At 43.2% G+C, this 19,299-nt stretch carries 6 protein-coding genes and 1 tRNA gene; 5 read left to right on the forward strand and 2 right to left on the reverse strand.

The genetic code is table 11. The features are described 5' to 3' along the window. From ACFOWS_RS16430 to ACFOWS_RS16450, 5 genes are all read left to right on the forward strand, one after another. Positions 1-2,070, forward strand: coding sequence for a PorP/SprF family type IX secretion system membrane protein (locus tag ACFOWS_RS16430; RefSeq protein ID WP_379766934.1), 2,070 nt, complete (start codon positions 1-3; stop codon positions 2,068-2,070). 2 nt (positions 2,071-2,072) lie between these two features. Further along, entirely contained in the window at positions 2,073-16,391 is a 14,319-nt protein-coding gene (locus tag ACFOWS_RS16435) for a T9SS type B sorting domain-containing protein (protein WP_379766937.1), read from the forward strand. Positions 16,392-16,412: 21 nt separating this feature from the next. Further along, on the forward strand, positions 16,413-17,363 hold the full coding sequence (locus ACFOWS_RS16440; protein ID WP_379766940.1) for a PorP/SprF family type IX secretion system membrane protein: 951 nt from the start codon (positions 16,413-16,415) through the stop codon (positions 17,361-17,363). Positions 17,364-17,407: 44 nt separating this feature from the next. Continuing rightward, positions 17,408-17,770, forward strand: a complete 363-nt coding sequence (folB, locus tag ACFOWS_RS16445) for a dihydroneopterin aldolase (protein ID WP_379766943.1) — start codon at positions 17,408-17,410, stop codon at positions 17,768-17,770. A 45-nt stretch (positions 17,771-17,815) separates the two neighbouring features. After that, a tRNA-Cys gene (locus ACFOWS_RS16450) sits at positions 17,816-17,886 on the forward strand. A gap of 29 nt (positions 17,887-17,915) precedes the next feature. Here the strand turns inward: ACFOWS_RS16450 and ACFOWS_RS16455 are convergent. Further along, complete coding sequence (locus ACFOWS_RS16455) at positions 17,916-18,584, reverse strand: LysE family translocator (protein WP_366585904.1); 669 nt, start codon at positions 18,582-18,584, stop codon at positions 17,916-17,918. Between the two features lie 5 nt (positions 18,585-18,589). Next, on the reverse strand, positions 18,590-19,267 hold the full coding sequence (locus tag ACFOWS_RS16460; RefSeq protein WP_379766947.1) for a head GIN domain-containing protein: 678 nt from the start codon (positions 19,265-19,267) through the stop codon (positions 18,590-18,592). Between the last annotated feature and the right edge of the window lie 32 nt (positions 19,268-19,299).

Below are 19,299 nucleotides of genomic sequence, written 5' to 3' on the forward strand. Positions count from 1 at the left end.
ATGCAGACCAAAAAACCGATACTATTACTTACATCCTTCTTGCTACTTTTTTTCTCCGCGAACCTAGTTCACGGACAAGAGGAGGATCCCTTTGTACCCTATAACATTCCTTCACAGAACCTGTTGAAGTTCAATAGATTTTTATTGAACCCAACCTTTTCAACGGTTCGTGAGGACAAGTCCTATATCAACTTGTTTCATAGAAACCAATCGGTTTCTTTTGATGACAACAATCAGGTATATTTCTTGAGTTATAGTGGTAGGGTAAGTGATCGAAGTGGTGTCGGTTTGTCATTATTTACCAATCGCGAAGGACTTTTCAACAACTTTGGTGTGCACGCTAACTACGCATATGGCGTGCGATTGGGCGAAGAGACCTCCTTTACTTTTGGAGCTAACTTTTCCTATTATCAAAGTGCCTTTAATCAAGACAGGGCCAATGCGGTTGAAGATGACCCTTTCTTGAATACGCTGGAAAGTAGCTCCTTGGTAAGTTTTCAACCTGGATTCAACCTTTCCATTGGGAGGTTTGATGTTGGTGGTTTCGCCGAAAACCTATTTGATTACAATCTGAAAAACAGTGAATCCGTAACTGATTTTGCTGAGAAAACCTATTCCGGTCACCTACAATATACCCATCAGTTTGAAAACGGAGCGGGGATTATGGAACAAGCACGGCTAATGCCTTTGGCGCGTGTTCGTAAAGTAGGTGATGAGAATCTGGTGTTGGGCGGAAACCTCATCTTGGATTTGCCAAAATTAGGGTGGATTCAAGCTGGATACGATGATTTCTATGGAGCATCTGCAGGCTTGGGGTTCAATCTGAACAAAAACCTATCCCTAGGGTATACCGTTGAAAAGGGTTTGACCAACAACTTTGAAAATTTTGGCGTTAGTCACGAAATTTCCTTGGCCTATTCCTTCACTCCAAACCTGACAGAAGACCGCGTAATGCTTGAAAAAGAAGGGGAGGAGCTTGTGGAAAACGAAAACGTGCCCCAAGACAGCCTCAACATTACGGACAAGGACCTTGAAATTGCCCAGCTCAAAGAAAAATTGGCCGAAAACGATGCCATCTTGGATGAGCTTTTAATGCGCCAAGACTCCATTGAAACCAACAGGCGACAAGACCTTGAAAAAAGGTTTGAAACTGTGATGAAAATGGTGCGTCGAGAAACCCGTGGCGAAAATCCTCAGCTAGAGGAAAAAGCCAAAGAAGTATATTTTGCCAATGCGGACAGTGCCGATCTAGTATCAACAAAGAACCAACCCCTGTCCAATCATGGTCTTTCCAACACAACTGCCGCCAAAAAAGTCATCCGACTAAATGACAATGGTGCCAACTCTAGAATGGCTAGCACCTCAGAAGTTAAAAAAGACAAGACTTATAGAGCCAAAAAAGCAACCAAAACCCATTTTAAATCCCATGCCATTCCAAATGTGGAAAGCGGGCATTATTTGATTGCCAATGTTTTCAAGAACGAGGACAATGCTACTGCTTTTGTGGAAAAATTGCAATCAGAAGGTATTGAAGCGGGGTACTTTACCAACCCAAAAAATGGCCTTAACTACGTTTATCTGAACGGATATAAAGATAAAAAAGAGGCCTTGAGCGCCTATCATTCCAACTTAAATGGTTCTTATCAAGGCGATGCTTGGGTAATGAACGTTAATGATGGAAACACTGGTTTTGGCGGATTCAGTGCCATGACCAATTCAAATGATTCAAAGTACGATGACGATGTACTTCATAAAAATGTAGCCAAAGCCAAGCTGGGCAAATCAAAAGCTGCCTATAGCACTTATAAAATAGGTGGTATTGGTTCTGGGTATTACATCATCGCCAATGTGTTTGAGAATGCTTCAAGTGCCAATCGATTTGTTAAAGAATTAAACGCCAAGGGGTTGAACGCCAGTTATTTTATCAATCCCGAAGATAACCACAGGTACGTGTACCTAAAGAAACACGAAACCTGGAATAACGCGCTAACCTCATACTACTCCAAACTAAACGCCTCGTATGATGACGAAATGTGGATCATGCGAATAAAACCAAACACTAACAGTTAACCATGACTAACCATATCTTTAAAACAGTTATTTGCCTTCTTGGCATTTGGCTAGTTGGCTATACGGGTCAAGCCCAGGTAGAAGTTCCTTTTACACCTAGGTTAGACAATTCGTATATAAACATTAAGGGTGATTATACCTTTCTTTCCAATGCCATCCTCAATAGGGTGGATGGAAGCAATGATGCCAATGACCCCTATAACGGTAGTTCCAACAACAACGGATTCCATAGGGATTATATAGATATTGATGGCGATCCATCAACCTTTAGTTCCAGTAGCTCTACCCTCTCAGTACCGGACTGTTCTAGAATTTATTGGGCCGGACTATACTGGTCCGCGAATTACCAACAAGAAGTGCTGAACAACAGCCAAATCTCTGGATTACCCGCAAATGATACGCAAAGGTTAGACTTTACTGCCATTAAATTCAAGGTGCCCGGCGGAAGTTACATTGACCTTGTAGCTGATAATAATCCTGACCCCGTAGGTGAGGAGGATGCCATTATCCATGATGACGTAAACTTTAAGGACTCCCCATATACCTGTTTTAAAAACGTAACCAACCATTTACAGGCCCTCGCAGACCCAGAAGGGGAATACACCGTTGCCAACGTTAGGGCAACTAGAGGAGTAAGTGTTGGAGGTGCCGGCGGATGGACCTTGGTTGTTATTTATGAAAACCCCACGCTTACAGGAAAGTACATCTCTGTTTTTGATGGATATGCCGGTGTTTCAGGAAGTGCCAGTGCAGATATCAACGTTTCAGGTTTTAATACCATTCCTGTTGGTCCAGTTAGGGCACGTTTGGGCGCCAGTGTTGTTGAAGGAGATAGAGGGATTACTGGAGACGCTTTTAGAATAGAGACCCCTATGAACCCAGGGTTCACCAGTCTTTCCAATGCGGCAAACCCCGCCAACAACTTTTTCAACTCTAACATTACCATTGATGGTGTAGATGTTACTACTCGGGATATCTATGCCACCAACACTTTAGGGTTTGACTCTGACATCTTTGAAATCAGTAACCCTTCCAACAGTATTATAGACAACGGAGAAACCGATGCAACCCTTAGGCTTTATACCCAAGGTGATGCCTTTGGTGCATTCTTGGTGACTTTCGGGGTAGAAATCATAGAGCCCAATATTGTTTTGGAAAAAAAGGTTGAGGATATTGCAGGAAACGATATTACTGGTGCCGGAGTAAACTTGGGTCAGTATTTGGATTATGTGTTGTCCTTCGTGAATACAGGAAATGACGATGCTGTGAACTATACTATCCGTGATATACTGCCAACCAATGTAACCCTGGATGAAACGTCTATTGATGTCCCCACTGGTGTTACCTATACCTACGATGCATTAACTCGGGAAGTGGTCTTTTCCATTCCTGATGGGTTAGTGGAAGAAGGAGATGGTATCGAAGAAATTAGAATGCGGGTACGGGTTGCAGAAAACTGTTTTGATTTTGTGGACGCCTGTACTGATGTTATTCAAAACTTGGCGTATTCCACCTACGAAGGTGAAATTAACGATAACCAAATTAGTGATGATCCCAGTGTATCCGATTTTGATGATTGTGGGTTTACCACCCCAGGAGCCACCAACTTTCTATTGGATGATTTAAGTGCATGTAACTTCACTAGAACCGTACAATTGTGCGGAACAAGTGTTGTTCTGGACGCTGGTGATAATTTTGACAATTATATCTGGTACCGTGATGAAAACGGAAACAGCGAGATAGATCTTGGAACAGACACTGTGATCAACGATGGCGATCCAGATGGTGATCCAAGTACCCTATTGGTTACCGAAATCGGGACCTATTTGGTAGATAAACAAGTAGCCGACCCTTGTAAGGATTTTATGGAAATCATTACTGTGGAGCTCTTTGGAAGTGTCCAATCCAACCCTATTACTGCGTTAATTAATGACACCTCCAACACGGTTGATGGTGAAATTGTGGTTTGCCCCAATGACGGAAGTGAGCTCCCCGAGATTTTCTTGTGCGGTCTTAATGATACCGAGTTGATCCAAGTAAACATTCCAGATGCGCAGAGCATTGTTTGGGAACAATTGGATGAAGCCAGCTGTGCTGCATCAACCCAAGACTGCGCTAACACCAATACGGGCTGTACCTGGAACACGGTTGATACCGGAAACGATTTCTTGGCCTCTAATTCTGGTCAATATCGCTTGGTCATCAACTACCAGAACGGATGTTTTACCCGGTTCTACTTCAATATATATAAGAACCCCTTGAACCCACAATACATTTCAGAGGACATAATTTGTGATACCGATGGATTCATCACCGTTACAAATATGCCTGCTAACTATGAGTATCGATTGATTGACCAGACTAACGGGAACGTTTTGGTTCCATACCAAACAGGTCAAACATTTACCATAACCAACAATGGTGCCTATGCCGTTGAAATGAGGCAACAAGGCGTTACTGATGGATGCGTTTTTGTTCTGGACAATATTGGTATTCTAGACAGAAACTTTCAAGTTGATGTGACCACAAAAGAAGTGGATTGTAATGGATTGGGAGAGATTTCCATTTCCGCCCTCAATGTAGAGGCCCAATACTATTACGAAATTTTTCAAGGTGGTGTCTCCGTGGATGATTTTGGTCCATCTATGGACAACGATTACACTTTTGAAAACCTTGGTGCAGGAGTCTATGATGTAACCGTTACAACCGATGATGGATGTAGTTATACCGAACAAGTTACAATAGAGGATACCACAGACCTTGATTTAGAGGCTAGAATCTCACAGCATATTACCTGTAGAGAAGGGAATATTTTAATGGAGTCCACAGGAGGTAAAACCCCACACACCTATGCGATTTGGAGGTTTGTGGACACGAATGGTATCACGCAAATCTCATACCCAACCGTAAACGATGTTCCCGGTTCGGCCTATCAGACCAGTCAAATTTTTGACATCTATGATCCAGGGGATTACACCTTTGTGGTGGTGGACCGTAACAACTGTCATTCCATTTCAAACACGGTTTCCATAGAGCTTAGGCCAGAAGCGGAGTACAATGCAACTTCTGTGAACCATGTGCTTTGTAATGGCGATGCTTCCGGTTCCATTCAATTTAATCTTGTTGACGACAACGGATATCAACTTACTTATTATCTGTTTGATGCTACTGGGTTTGATGAAAACAACTATGACATTACCAATGCCTTGGCCACTAACACCTCAGGTAACTTCCCTGGTTTGTCCAATGGTGATTACGCCATAGTGGTAAACCAAAGGAAAGGGAGTGCTTCTTGTGATTATTTTGAATACCACACCATTTCTGCGCCGGCAACAGCCATTTCAGGAACTGCAGCTCTAATTCAGGATTATACTTGTTTGCAAGATGGTGTCATTGAAGCGCAGAATGTAACTGGGGGAACTGCTCCTTACTCCTACAGTATTGATGGTGTAAACTTTGTTAGCGGTGCGGGAGCTGAAACCTTCACAGGATTGACAAGTGGCACCTACACCATTACTGTTAGGGATGCCAACGGATGTACTTTGGATACAAATCCCATTACTTTAGATCCATTAAACCCTCCAACAGATTTAACATTTACGGCTTCCAACCCAAGCTGCCCGGTATTTACTTCGGATGTTACCGTTTCTGTGGTTGGTGGAAACACTCCATTTGTTTTTGAAATCATCTCGCCTTCTGCCATTGCTGCAACCTCAACTTCTGGCGGTTCAGCAGATTTTGATGGATTGGCCCCCGATACATACATTTTTAGGGTAACAGATGATAAAGGATGTACCTATGATGAATCATTCACCATAGATCCAGTTACCGAAATTGCCGTGGTGGGTCAACTTGTAGGCAACATTACCTGTTTTGGTGCTTCTGATGGTGAATTGTTATACACCATAAGCAACTTCAACACGGATTATGATTACTCCGTAACAGGCCCAGCCACTTTTTCGGGAACTGCAGAGACCAACAATACAATCTCATTGAACGGATTGGCGGAAGGAACCTATACCATCACCGTTACAGACAACTTTACCAACTGTACCGATACTGCTAATGTAACCATCAACGCACCTCCTTCAGCTTTAACAGCCAGTGAGTCGGTTACACAGCCTACCTGTCCTTCACCGGGGTCTGTGACCATTACCGGTTCAGGTGGATGGGGTAGTTACACTTATGAAATTACTGCTGGGCCAGCAACTTTTGGCCCGCAAGCCAATGGTCTCTTCAACAACTTGACCATCGGTGGAACCTATACCTATACTGTTACTGATGCCAATGGTTGTGTTTTTACAGACACATTTGATATTATTGATGCCGTACCTCCTGTTTTAGCCATTGTACCTAATGATATTTGTTATGATGACGCTGTAGGCCTTACCTTGACTGCCAACGTTACCTCTGGTGGTGATGGTAATTATGAATACAGCCTTAATAGTGGTCCTTTTGGTACAAATAACGTATTCACTGGGTTGGGACCTGGCTCGTACACCATCCAAGTTAGGGATGGAAATACCTGTACGGACACAGCTTCAATCACTATTGACCCAGAGTTGAGTGTTGTTGCTTCCGCTCCAAACATTACCGCATGTACCACTGACACCGATATTAACATTACCGCTGCTGGTGGTGATGGAAGTTATGTCTATGCAGTAGTTGTTGATGGGGTTACCCCTAATGCTGGGGATTTCTCTACCACCAACCCGGTTACGGTAACCGGTGCTGGAGATTATGACGTGTATGTCCGTGATAACAATGGTAATGCCGGATATTGTCAAGCCTCATACGATATTACAGTTGCCCAAGACCCTCCTTTAGCCATTTCTGTATCCGATTCAGGAATCTTGTGTAGTGGTGAGGCTCAGGCCACCATTACCATCACCGCTTCAGGGGGTGAAGCTCCTTATCAATACAGTATCAACAATGGGGCGACTTTCCAAGCTTCAAACACCTTTGTAAACCAAGCCGCTGGTAGTTACAACATCAGGGTTAGGGATGCCAATAACTGTATCGTTAATCAAATTTATACCATTACCGAACCCTTGACTCTTTCCGCATCTGCTGCTGTTACGCAATTGGCAGAGTGCAATCCAGGGTTGGGTGCCGAAGTTAGAATCACCAATGCCATTGGTGGAACTGCTCCTTACGAGTACAGTTTTAATGGTGGAACCAGCTATGGTGCAAGCTCTATCGGCTATTTGTTACCGGGAACCCATACCGTGTATATTAGGGATGCCAATCTATGTACCTACCCGATGACGGTGACCATAGATCCAGAGCCAACGCCGCCAAATGTAACCCCTACCATTGACTACGAATGTGATGGCGAAGGTACTGTGACACTTACTCCAGATAGTGCAGATTTTGATTATACCTACGAGCTGGATGGAACTCCAAACACCCCTGCAGATTCAAACGTATTCAACAATGTTACGGTTGGAAGCCATACCGTAACCGTAAACTATACCAGTAATTCAGCCCCAAGCCCAAGTGTGTTGTTGCTGGAAACTTTTGGAACCGGACCCAACACCAGTATTCCAGAAGTAGACCCTGCCTATTGCTACGAACCCCAAGATGGTAGTGCAAGTCTTTGTGGTTTTGGCACGGACACCCATATTCAAGATGGGGAATATTCAGTAACTCAACTTATTGTAAACCCTTATGGCAGTTGGTTAAGTCCTAATGATCATTCAGGAATGGCCAACGGTAGATTCTTGGCTATGAACGTTGGTGGTGCAGTAGGACCAAACGGAATCATCTATGCCAAAAGAAATATTGAAGTGGTTGCTAACCGCGACATCACCATTTCTTTGTGGGCTTTCAATTTATTGCGCAATGGGCAAGGAGGTGCTGATCCAGATATTGATATTCAACTAGTGGATGGTGTAGGAACTGTTATTGCCAGTACAACTACGGGCCAAGTTCCAAAAAACAATGGTGCCAACGATTGGCAGAACTACAGTGTGACCCTAAATCCCGGTGCCAACAGCAATCTGGATATTGTAATCCGAACCAATTCCGCTGTAACGGGAGGTAACGATATAGCCATCGATGATATTGAAGCTTTCCAAACTCCCGAAGTGTGTTCTGGAACATTGACCGTTAATGTAAATGTGGAGGACGGGCATGCTTTTGATGTTGGAATTACTGCCTTTTCAAACCTTACTTGTAACAGTGCCGCAGATGGTTCCATTACTTTTGAGGCCGAAAACTTTGAGCCAGGAACTGGATTTACTTACCAAGTAGATGGTGGTGCGGTTTCTGCTGCCCAATTTGCCAGTCCAATAACCATAAACGGTTTGGCTGCGGGAGCTCATACCATCGTCATTACAGACCTTAGAGATCCTTCGTGTACCACAACCTTAAATCAAACTTTAACGGAACCCAATCCATTGGTAACTTCTGCTTCGGTTACCAGTGTAATGACGTGTACCAATGGTGGAGCAACTATTACTGCTTCTGCAACAGGAGGAACGCCAGCTTATCAATACCAATTAGAGGACAACGTTGGAGGTGTTTTAGTGGCCTATCAGTCTTCCCCTATTTTCTCTGGATTGGCTGCGGGAGATTATATTGTTAGGGTCAGGGATACCAACCTTTGTGAAGACCCAACCGATGCTGTCATTACAGTTATACCACCAGAAACCATAACCTTTACTTCCACTCCAACAGCATGTTACAGCGGAAATAACGACGGAACTATACAAGTGGATGTTACGGATGGTAATGGAAATTATCAATTTAGTCTCAATGGTGGCCCTTGGATCACTCCAAGTCCTGCAGCGTCCACAACACATACCTTTGCTGGGCTTGCCTCCGGAAACTACACCATTAATGTTAGGGATGGTTTTGGATGTGTGGGCACCCTACAAAACATCACCATTGAAGACGCTTTGGAAGCTTCTGTGGATGTTGTTGACATCAGTACTTGTGCAGATGGAAGTATCACTGTTAATGCATCAGGAGGTGTTCCCAACTTGGAATATGCCTTTGTATTGAATGGTGGTGACCCAACCGGACTTTTCTCCACCACCAATGTATTCCCTGTCACCGCAGGTAATGATGGTGTTTATGATGTGTATGTTCGCGACAACTCGGCTACAGTTCCTTTCTGTGAGTTTATGGAAACAGTGACTGTGAACCCAGCCACTCCATTAACCATGACGGTTACCCCAACGGATCCTGAGTGTCATGATGGAACAGGTTCCATTTTGGTTAACATTACTTCAGGAATCAGTCCATACACCATACAAATTATTGATGTGGATAACGGAGGTGCGTCTAACCAGACCAATACCAATGTGTTGGCTTCAAGTAGAACGTATTACAACCTAATGCCCGGGGATTACACCATTAATGTAACCGATGCAACGGGTTGTACCATTACCGAGACACAGACAATAAATAATCCAGATGAGCTTACTGGTGTTGTAACAGGAGTTACCCCTGCCACGTGTACCGGTGACCCAAATGATTTCGGCTTTGGTTTCTCTGGATATCCAACCACTTTGGGAACCATTCAATTTAGTGATGATGGTGGGGCTACATGGATTGGCGACAATTCCAACCCTGGAACTTCCGATCAGTTTACAGGTTATACCTCAGGTGAAACTGTTTATCCTTCCATGAGAACTGTGGATGGCTCAAACAATACTATTTGTCAGACAGACCTTCCTCCTTTCATTATTCCATACCCATTGGATGACTTGGACATTACCATATTGCCCATCATTGTGAATTGTAATGAGCTACAAGTTACCGTAAGGGGACAGAACGGTACGGCACCATATGAATATGCGTATTCAGATGACCCCGCCAACTTTAACCCTGCCACCGCAACTTGGACTGCACCATTACCTTTGGGAACCACCCATACATTTACAGGATTGGTGCCCGGAAGAACGTATACTTTCTATGTTAGGGACAATGCGGGCTGTGTGCGTCAAAGTAACGTAAATGTGAATGACATCATCACCGTTCCTTTGGAGATTACTTCAAGTATAACTCCAAGCTGTAATGGTGCAAACAACGGAAGTATCACCTATACAGTAACCGATAATCAAGCTCCTTTTGAAACACAGTTTAGATGGACGTTGTACGACATGAGCTCTGGTTCTGCTGTTTTTGTAACGGACAGTGGGGGAATAGTTCCTTTCTCAACTCCACAACAAGATGTTACCATAACCAATTTGGCCCCAGGCAACTACTTTATAGAAGTTGTTGAGGTTGACGGTTCAAACAATGATAGCTGTGTTGGTGCAACAGAAAATGAGTTGCTTATAGAGCTCGACCCATTGAGTGGAACACCAAATGTGCTTCAGGACATTAGTTGTGATACACCTGGACTTATTGAGGTACAAAACCCTCTTGGTGGTGGTGGAATCTATACCTACACTGTAACTGGACCTGCTCCTTTCACAACCATTGTGGCCACATCGGATAACCCTATTGAGATTCCCGCCAATTCTCCAGCAGGAACCTATTCTGTTTCCATGCAGGATCAATATGGTTGTGCTACTCCATTGGGCGATGTAATCTTAGATTTGACCCCAAACCCAACCATAGATAATATTACAGTGGATAACTGTATGTCACCTGCTACAGTGACCATTTCTGCAACCAGTGTGGCCCCACAAATCTTCTATTCTTTGGATGGTGGTACCACCTACGAAGACAATAGCGGTATTTTCAACAATATTGCTCCCGGAACGTATAATGTTTCCATTTTGGACAGCAACGGATGTATTGCCACCAGCAATGTTACGGTGTACCCACTGCTTCAAGCCAGTGCAACATTGACCAAATTGTTGGATTGTTCCGTTAGTCCAGATGCCGAAATTACCATTGATGTACTTCAAGGTTCTGGTGACATTCTAGGATTTGCTGGAAGCTATGATTACGAAATTTCAGATGGTTCAGGTGTTGTAGTGGGCAGAACCACCCTGCCAAGTAATCCTTTTGTATTCAGCACAACAACGGTTGAGGATTACACCATAACCATTTACGATAATAACACCGATTCTCCAGAATGTTCAAGGGTATTTAATGTGTCAGTTCCCCCTGCCATTTTACCTTCCTTCAACATTACTTCTTTTGATGACGTTACCTGTAATGGAGATGCAGACGGTACCATTTCGGTGGCTGCTGTTGATAATGGCACAGGACCGTATACGTTTGAAATCATTTCAGGCCCAGGTAGTTCTGCTTCGTTCCCAATTGCCCCAACCACGAGCAATGCCACTACGGCTACATTCACGGGATTGGAAGGAACCGCAGCCGGAATCACCTATACCATTGAGATAACTGCTGCAAACGGTTGTACTGCAACTGAAACACAGGTAATTACCCAACCCGACCCAATCGCTAACGTAAATGCCAGTGTGGTTGAATTTGGTTGTACCTCTGGAAACAATAGGGACAATTCCACTATTACAGTGGACACAGGTTCAATTACAGGTGGAAGTGGTACGTATGTGATCTATGAGTTCATCAATGACCAAGGCACCCCAGCTACAGGTGATGATGTTGTGGTCCAATCCGGATCTAACAATGTCTACACAGAAACCAATATGGCCGGAGGTAGCTACATCATCAACGTATATGATGAGAATGGCTGTGTCGGAACAACTACAGAAACCATTGCTCCTTTCGATCAATTGTTATCTGCCAATGTTGCTGTTGATGCTGTAGCTACCTGCGTTACCGGTGAAGATATTACCATCACCGCAACCGGTTCTATCACCAATTCCACAACAACACCCGGAAATTATGAGTTTAGATTGTTACCCGCCGGTGTGTTCCAAGCTTCTGGAAGCTTTACTGGATTGAGCGTGGGAACACATAACTTTGAAGTAAGAAACTCCGTAACAGGGTGTATCATTGGCGTATCACATACCGTTGCCGATCCTGAGGTATTGGATTTAAATGTGGTAAGCACTACTGACATTACCTGCTTTGGTGCAACAGATGGTGAAGTTGAACTGAACTTGGTTGACGCTTCAAGTGTAACCTATGCAAGTGCGACCAGCTACACCTTATATTACGACATCAACAACACCCCAGCCAACTTAGCCGATGATGTAACCACTACTGGCTCTGATGCCAATGGTAACTTTACCATTACAGGCTTGGCAGCTGGAACATACTATATTGAGGTTACAGACACCAACCCTCCTGGTTCTGCTTGTGTATATGCAGAATCATTCACCATTGCTGGACCTGCTGCTGCAATCAGCGGAACTACTCAAGTTACTCCAATAACCTGTGTTGGCAACGATGGTATTATTGAAATTATCAACGTAGCCGGAGGCTGGGGAGGTTACAGTTATTATGTGGGCACTTCTGCTCCTTCAGGGCCTGGTGACTATGTGGCCAGCCCATCTTTTGGTACGCTAGCTCCTGGCACATACGAGGCTTGGGTGATGGATTCCAGTGGATGCGAGCAAATGGTACAAAACAACATTGTATTGGCTGACCCAACGCCAATCACAGCAACCTTGCAAATCAATCAGGACAACTGTACCAACCTTCAAGGAGAGATTGAAGTTATTGGAACTGCAGGAGGACAAGGCAGTAACTATACCTATCAGCTTATCCGTAATGGGTCTAATGTTGGTTCACCTCAGACCAGCCCTGTTTTCACTGGATTGGGTGCTGGAAGTTACGAGGTGTTGATTGCCGATCAATGGACTTGTACCACAACCATTGGGCCAGTTGAACTCTTGGATGCCATGGTAGCGACCACTACCGTAGTAAAACCTATTGATTGTACCGTAGATCCGGGGGGAAGAATCACCGTAAATGTGAGTGGTGGTTCATCCAACTTAACCTATGACGTTCTTTTCCCAGACGCTGTTACAACACTTACCAATGCAACTGGCGTGTTCACAGGACTTACACAGCCTGGTATATACACCTTTACCATAACGGATAACGATACGGCTACGCCATGTACGGTAACCGTTACACAAGAGTTGGACGATAGGGTTATCCCCATAATTGACGATGTCATAATGGACCCTGTGAACTGCTTTGGTGGTTCTGATGGTAGTTTGACCGTGGTATTGGATCCTGCCTCTGTGGTAGATCCGGTGTATACCTATGAGCTTTATGAAATGTCAGATTTGGTTACGCCATACCGTTTTGCACAAAGCAGTGCCATCTTTGATAACCTTCCTGCTGGAGATTACCGAGTTCGTGTAATTTCTTCAAGAGCCTGCGAGGATTTCTATGATGCTTCGGTTACAGAACCAGCGGTGTTGACTGCTACAGCGACAGCTACGGATTTTGTGTGTAATCCAAACAACTCCGTGAGCACCTCAACAATTACCGTTACACCGGTGGGCGGTACAACGAATTACGCATACAGTTTGAACAATACCAACTTCCAGGCTTCCAACACATTTACTGTGATTGATACTGGGGTTGACCAAAATATTACGGTCTATGTTAGGGATGCCAATGGTTGTACCACAACGGCTTCCGTAATGATTCCTACAATCAATGCCTTTACTGTAAGTGTAACCCAGAATGTGGCCATTAGTTGTGCCAATCCTGAAGAAGTGTTGTTGACGGTTTCAGATAATGGCGATGTGGCTAACACCTATACCTTTGAATTGTTGCCTATTGGAAATCCTTACGGATCAGCTCCAACAATATTAGGCAATACTACAGCTACTTTTGAATTGACAAACCCGGGTACATATACCTTCAGGGTAACCGATAATGCAACAGGTTGTTACGTAAACACAGCTCCATATACCATAGCTCCATATGACCTAATCGATGTGGTGGCCACGGCTACCGCTCCTGCAGTGTGTTTTGGCGGTGCTGGCACCCTTGAAATCAATGTAACTGGGTACTCTGGAACCTATGATTATGAGGTGTTCCGTTCTAACGGTACCACAACGGGTATAACCGGAAGTGCAAATACCACAACCAATCCGTTGTCCATTACAGACCCTGCCTTGGTAGGTGGTAATTACTTTGTTCGTGTTACCGAAACCGCAAATCCATTGTGTGTAGAAGATTCCAATACCATAACCATTGTTTCACCAAGTGCACCATTGGCCGTAACTCCTCAGCAAGTAGCTAGTGTTACCTGTACCAATAATCAAGGGGAAATATTGGTCTCCCCTACAGGCGGATATCCTCCTTACGATGTTGTATTGACCAACACAACCACTGCACAAGTGTATACTGTTAACAATGTATACAGCAATTTGTTTAGTGGTCTGTCCGCAGGTATATTTGATGTTCAGATTACAGATAACAACGGATGTGTAATCAACGAGCCGATACCTTTGGTTCAGCCGGCATTTATCACTTCCGATATAGCAGCTTCAACAACTATGTTGACCTGTTACGGAGATACCACTGCATCTATCTGGGCTGAAAATGAAGCCGGTGGAGAAGGGGTTTATGAATATCAGTTAAATATCTATGATGCCACTGGAACAACAATTGTATTTACTTCTGGAGAGCAATCTTCCGATACCTTCAACAATTTAGGTGCTGGAATCTACAGCATCACCGTAACCGATGGTTGGAATTGTGATGTGGAAACGCTCCCTGTTACCATTTCTGAACCCAATCAGGTATCGGCATCTCTGGTTCAATTGAGTGCATTGACCTGTTTAAATCAAGCCGAAATCAGATTGACAGCGGCTGGAGGTTCAGGTTCGTATGAATACAGCTTAGATCAAACAACATGGACAGCAATGACAGGTAATACCGCAACCATTTCAGTGGGTGCTGGAATTTACCAATACTATGTCCGTGACATTCCTGGAGGTTGTACTTCGCAAATCTCAAATCAGGTGAGTATCGATATGGTTCCGCCATTGACCATCAACATAGATGATTCTGCGGCCTTTATCAACTGTATGGGTGAGTCTACAGCAAGTATTAGGGCCCAAGCTACTGGAGGTCTGGGCAATTACCAATATGAACTCTTTGGTGATGCCGCCTTGACCAATCTATTGAGCGGTCCAGGAAGCAATGGTACCTTCAACAATCTCCCAGCCGGAAGCTACTTTGTGCGCGTCACCAGTCAGGATTGTGAAGAGGTGTCGAACGAGATTCTCATTATTGACCCTGCTCCATTGCAAGTTGATAATCAAAGCTCAACTGATGTTACCTGTGCGGGTATGGACGATGGTACCATTACTGTTGAGGTTTCCGGAGGAACTGGTGAGATTTTCTATGCCATTTCACCTAATCTTGACCAATTTGATACAGAAAATACATTCACGGATTTGGCTCCAGGTATTTACGATGTAATCGCTCAAGATAGAAATGGTTGTTTCATGACCTTCCAGTTTGAGATAATTCAACCCCAGCCTTTAGAGGCCGAGGCCATCAACATTATGCACGAAGTATGCTTTAACAGTGCTGATGGTGCATTTGAATTGCAGATTACCGGTGGTACGGCTCCGTACGAGACAGCCTTGAACTCCAATGCGGATGCTGATTTTGTGCCGAATCAAACGGTATTCCAAGATTTGGCCGCTGGAACCCATGTGGTGTTTGTTCGTGATGCCCTAGGTTGTGAGACCAATGTTTTTGTGGAAATAGAACCTGGTGTTAATCTGAACGCAATAGTTACACCCATGTATGAGTGTACTGGAAATATCCCCGATAATTTCTTGGATATTGTTTTTGAAGACCCAACTGTTTCTGCTGATGTGTTGTATGCGTTGGATTCAACCAATCCAGCGGATATGCAATTGTCTTCAGACTTTAGAAACATGGCTCCTGGTAACCATTACATCACTATAGCACACGCAAATGGTTGTATGGCCACATACGATTTCAATATAGAGGGATATGAGCCATTGACCTTGGTTCTTGAAAACAACAACATCAACCAGATCACCGCTGTTGCATCTGGTGGGGTGGAAGAGTATACCTTCTATTTTGATGATCGTAACAATGGTACGGACAATACTTTCTACATCAATAGAACAGACACATATACCGTAACTGTAATAGATCAGAATGGCTGTGAAGTTTCTGCAGAGATATTCATGGAGTTCATTGACATTGAAATGCCAAACTTTTTTACTCCAGATGGAGATGGCCTAAATGATATGTGGATTCCAGATAATATGGAAGGCTTCCCAGATGTACTAATTACCATTTATGATCGTTATGGTAGAGTAGTGGAAAAGATGACTCGGGATACCCAAGGTTGGGATGGAGAATACGATGGAAAACCGTTACCAACAGGAGATTACTGGTACGTGATACGTCTTAATGGCGAAAATGACGATCGCGAGTTCATAGGCCACTTTACCTTATATCGACAATAACGCTTAACCTGCAGAACCACAATGTTTAAAAAAGCATATTCATCAGTCTTACTCTTCCTTTTGGCCTTTACGGTCAAAGGACAGGAGTTGACCATACCCCAGCTTTCACAATATATTGCTGATAACCCCTTTATCATGTCCCCAACCTATGCCGGAATTGGGGACCACATAAAGGTTCGTTTAAATGGGTTAACGCAATGGGTTGGGATAGAAGATGCCCCAGATACCCAGACTTTGGCAGCGGATGCCCGAATTGGGAATCGTTCTGGTTTGGGAATGCTTCTGTATAATGATAGTAACGGTGAAACCAAACAAAGGGGGGCGCGGGTCTCTTTTGCCCACCATTTGACTATAGACCGGTATGATGATATCTTTTTATCCTTCGGTATATCCTATAACTTCAACCAGTTTAGAATTGATGTAGAAAATTTTAGGGAAAACAACGGACAGCTTCCTACTGATGACAAGGCTACTACCAACCATAATTTTGATCTAGGAGTTCTGTATCGGTATAATAAATTCTATTTCAGTTTGAACGCATCCAACATTTTGAACAAGAATTTGGAGCAGTTCAATCCCGTTTTTGAACCAAATACCCTAAGAAATTACTATGTCTATACCGGATATAGCATTTCCAAGAACAAAAACAGTAAATTGGAGTTGGAGCCTTCCGTTTTCTTTCAATGGTTTGAAAGTGATAATCGTTCCGTTACTGATTTGAATGCCAAGTTTCGTTTTCACGATTTTGAAGATTACTATTATATCGGGGCCACCTATCGTTTCTTGAACGACCAATTGGGTAAACCTTTATACATTGCCCCCATCGCTGGATTGAAGAAAAACAACTTCTATTTTGGGTACTCCTACCAAGTCATCACCAATGAAATTTTGGGATACAGTACAGGAACCCATGTGGTTACCGTTGGAATGGATCTTTTTCAAGGCATAAGCAACTGTAGATGTATGTATTGATTTTGTTGGTTTTACCCTATTTTTGCGCTGTTTAAAGCAATGGTGTGGGAAAAATTAGGGTAAACAACATCAGGATACATTCCAATCACGGATGTTTAAAAGAGGAAATGCTCATTGGGAGTGATTATAGAGTAGATTTGGAAATCTCTGCTGATCTTTCCCTTCCTTCGGCATCGGACAAACTCAGTGAAACTGTAGATTATGTTCATTTAAACAATATTGTAAAAGAGGAAATGGCCATACGTTCCAACCTCTTGGAACACGTTGCAAAACGAATCATAGACCGTATTTTCAGGGAAATAATTGAGGTTACCAAAGTAGCTGTTCAAGTTTCAAAAATCAATCCACCCATAGGGGGTGATGTGGAAAGTGTTACCGTTTTTTTAGAGTTTGAAAGGCCCAAATAATCGTTTGGGTAACCTAAAAAAAGTAGTACCTTTGCACTCCAAAATGGCATCGTGGCCGAGTGGCTAGGCACAGCTCTGCAAAAGCTTGTACAGCGGTTCGAATCCGCTCGATGCCTCTGCAACCCAACAAATCTGTTGGGTTTTTTTATGGGTTCATGTGTTCTATGCGTTGTATTCCCCTTTTTATGTTGAACTCATCCTTTGGAAGAAATCCTTTGGTAATCAATACAATACCACACATTATTAGTACAATTCCAAGTCCTTTTTTAATAAGTACAATTCGCTCCTTGGTCAAATACTTTTTTAGTTGCTTGGCCAATAGAATCTTTATCAAATCTGTACTGAAATAAACAATAAGTACCGTGCTAAAAAAAACCATCATACGGTTAGGGTGGTTGTCCAAACTCGGTCCCACCACTATGAGAAGGCCTAACCAAAAAGCCAACACCCCTATATTGATGAAGTTCAATAAAAAACCTTTTACCATTAAAGTCAGGTATGTGCCCTTTTTTGCCCGTAATCTTGCCTTTTTACCATCCTTTTTCACGAAAAGTACAATGCCATAGACCAAAAGAATCATTCCCCCAAAAACAAAGAGTCCTGGTTGGTTGCTCAAGTTTTCCAATAATTGAAAACTACTGAAATAGGCAATGAGCAAAAAAACAATATCCGCTAAAATCACTCCAATATTCAGGCTTACCCCTGCCCTGAATCCTTTTGTGGCACTTGTTTCCAACAACACAAAGAAAACAGGCCCAATCATAAAGCTCAGTAAAAATCCTAACGGTATGGCTGCCTGTATATCATCGATCATCTCACTTATTGCACTCTTTTAATTTTTCCACCAAATACAGCACTCTCATCCATTTTTTTTGGATCTCCGTAGACCAATACTTCACCACCAGCCTTTACATTGGCCTTTACATAATCAGTGGCGTATATTTCAGCGTTTCCACCGGCATTCACGGTAATGGTGGTAAATTTGGTCTTAAATGTTCGTCCGTTATAGGTACCGCCCGTATTGATGATAACATCTTGATTATTGGAAAATCCTGCAGCCAATATCTCTCCCCCTGAAACCGATTTGATCAACAACTGATCTACTTGGCAATTGATTTCCAATAGGGCACCTTCTTGCGCTTTCAATTCCAAAATATCCTGAACATAGGTTTCATCTGACGAAATACGGGCATCTTCATTCACATCAATAACCTTAAGGATTTCGGTGTGATATAAATCCACATACGTTCGGTATCCACTGAACATTTTGGTCACTTCCATTCTAATTTTTAAGACACCATCATTATTTACAACGGCTACTTTATGGGTGTTAGCTCCGCTGATGACCGCTTTGTTTTCCTTGGATTTAATCAAACGTACCGAAATACCATCAAAAGCCTTTACTTCTGTAAACTTTTGAAGCTCCACGGTAAACTCCTCTTGAGCCATCACTACCTGAAACGACAGGCTCAACAAAAGGATTATGTAGGTTTTCATACTATAAAAATTTGGTTCTCAATAGAATAACA

Source organism: Flagellimonas marina (genome assembly GCF_042651185.1).
In the GTDB taxonomy this organism is placed as follows: Bacteria; Bacteroidota; Bacteroidia; order Flavobacteriales; family Flavobacteriaceae; genus Flagellimonas; species Flagellimonas marina.

Coding starts and splice junctions, on each gene's coding strand:
- ACFOWS_RS16430 (WP_379766934.1), top strand. CDS start 1: ATGCAGACCAAAAAACCGATACTATTACTTACATCCTTCTTGCTACTT.
- ACFOWS_RS16435 (WP_379766937.1), top strand. CDS start 2,073: ATGACTAACCATATCTTTAAAACAGTTATTTGCCTTCTTGGCATTTGG.
- ACFOWS_RS16440 (WP_379766940.1), top strand. CDS start 16,413: ATGTTTAAAAAAGCATATTCATCAGTCTTACTCTTCCTTTTGGCCTTT.
- ACFOWS_RS16455 (WP_366585904.1), bottom strand. CDS start 18,584: ATGATCGATGATATACAGGCAGCCATACCGTTAGGATTTTTACTGAGC.
- ACFOWS_RS16460 (WP_379766947.1), bottom strand. CDS start 19,267: ATGAAAACCTACATAATCCTTTTGTTGAGCCTGTCGTTTCAGGTAGTG.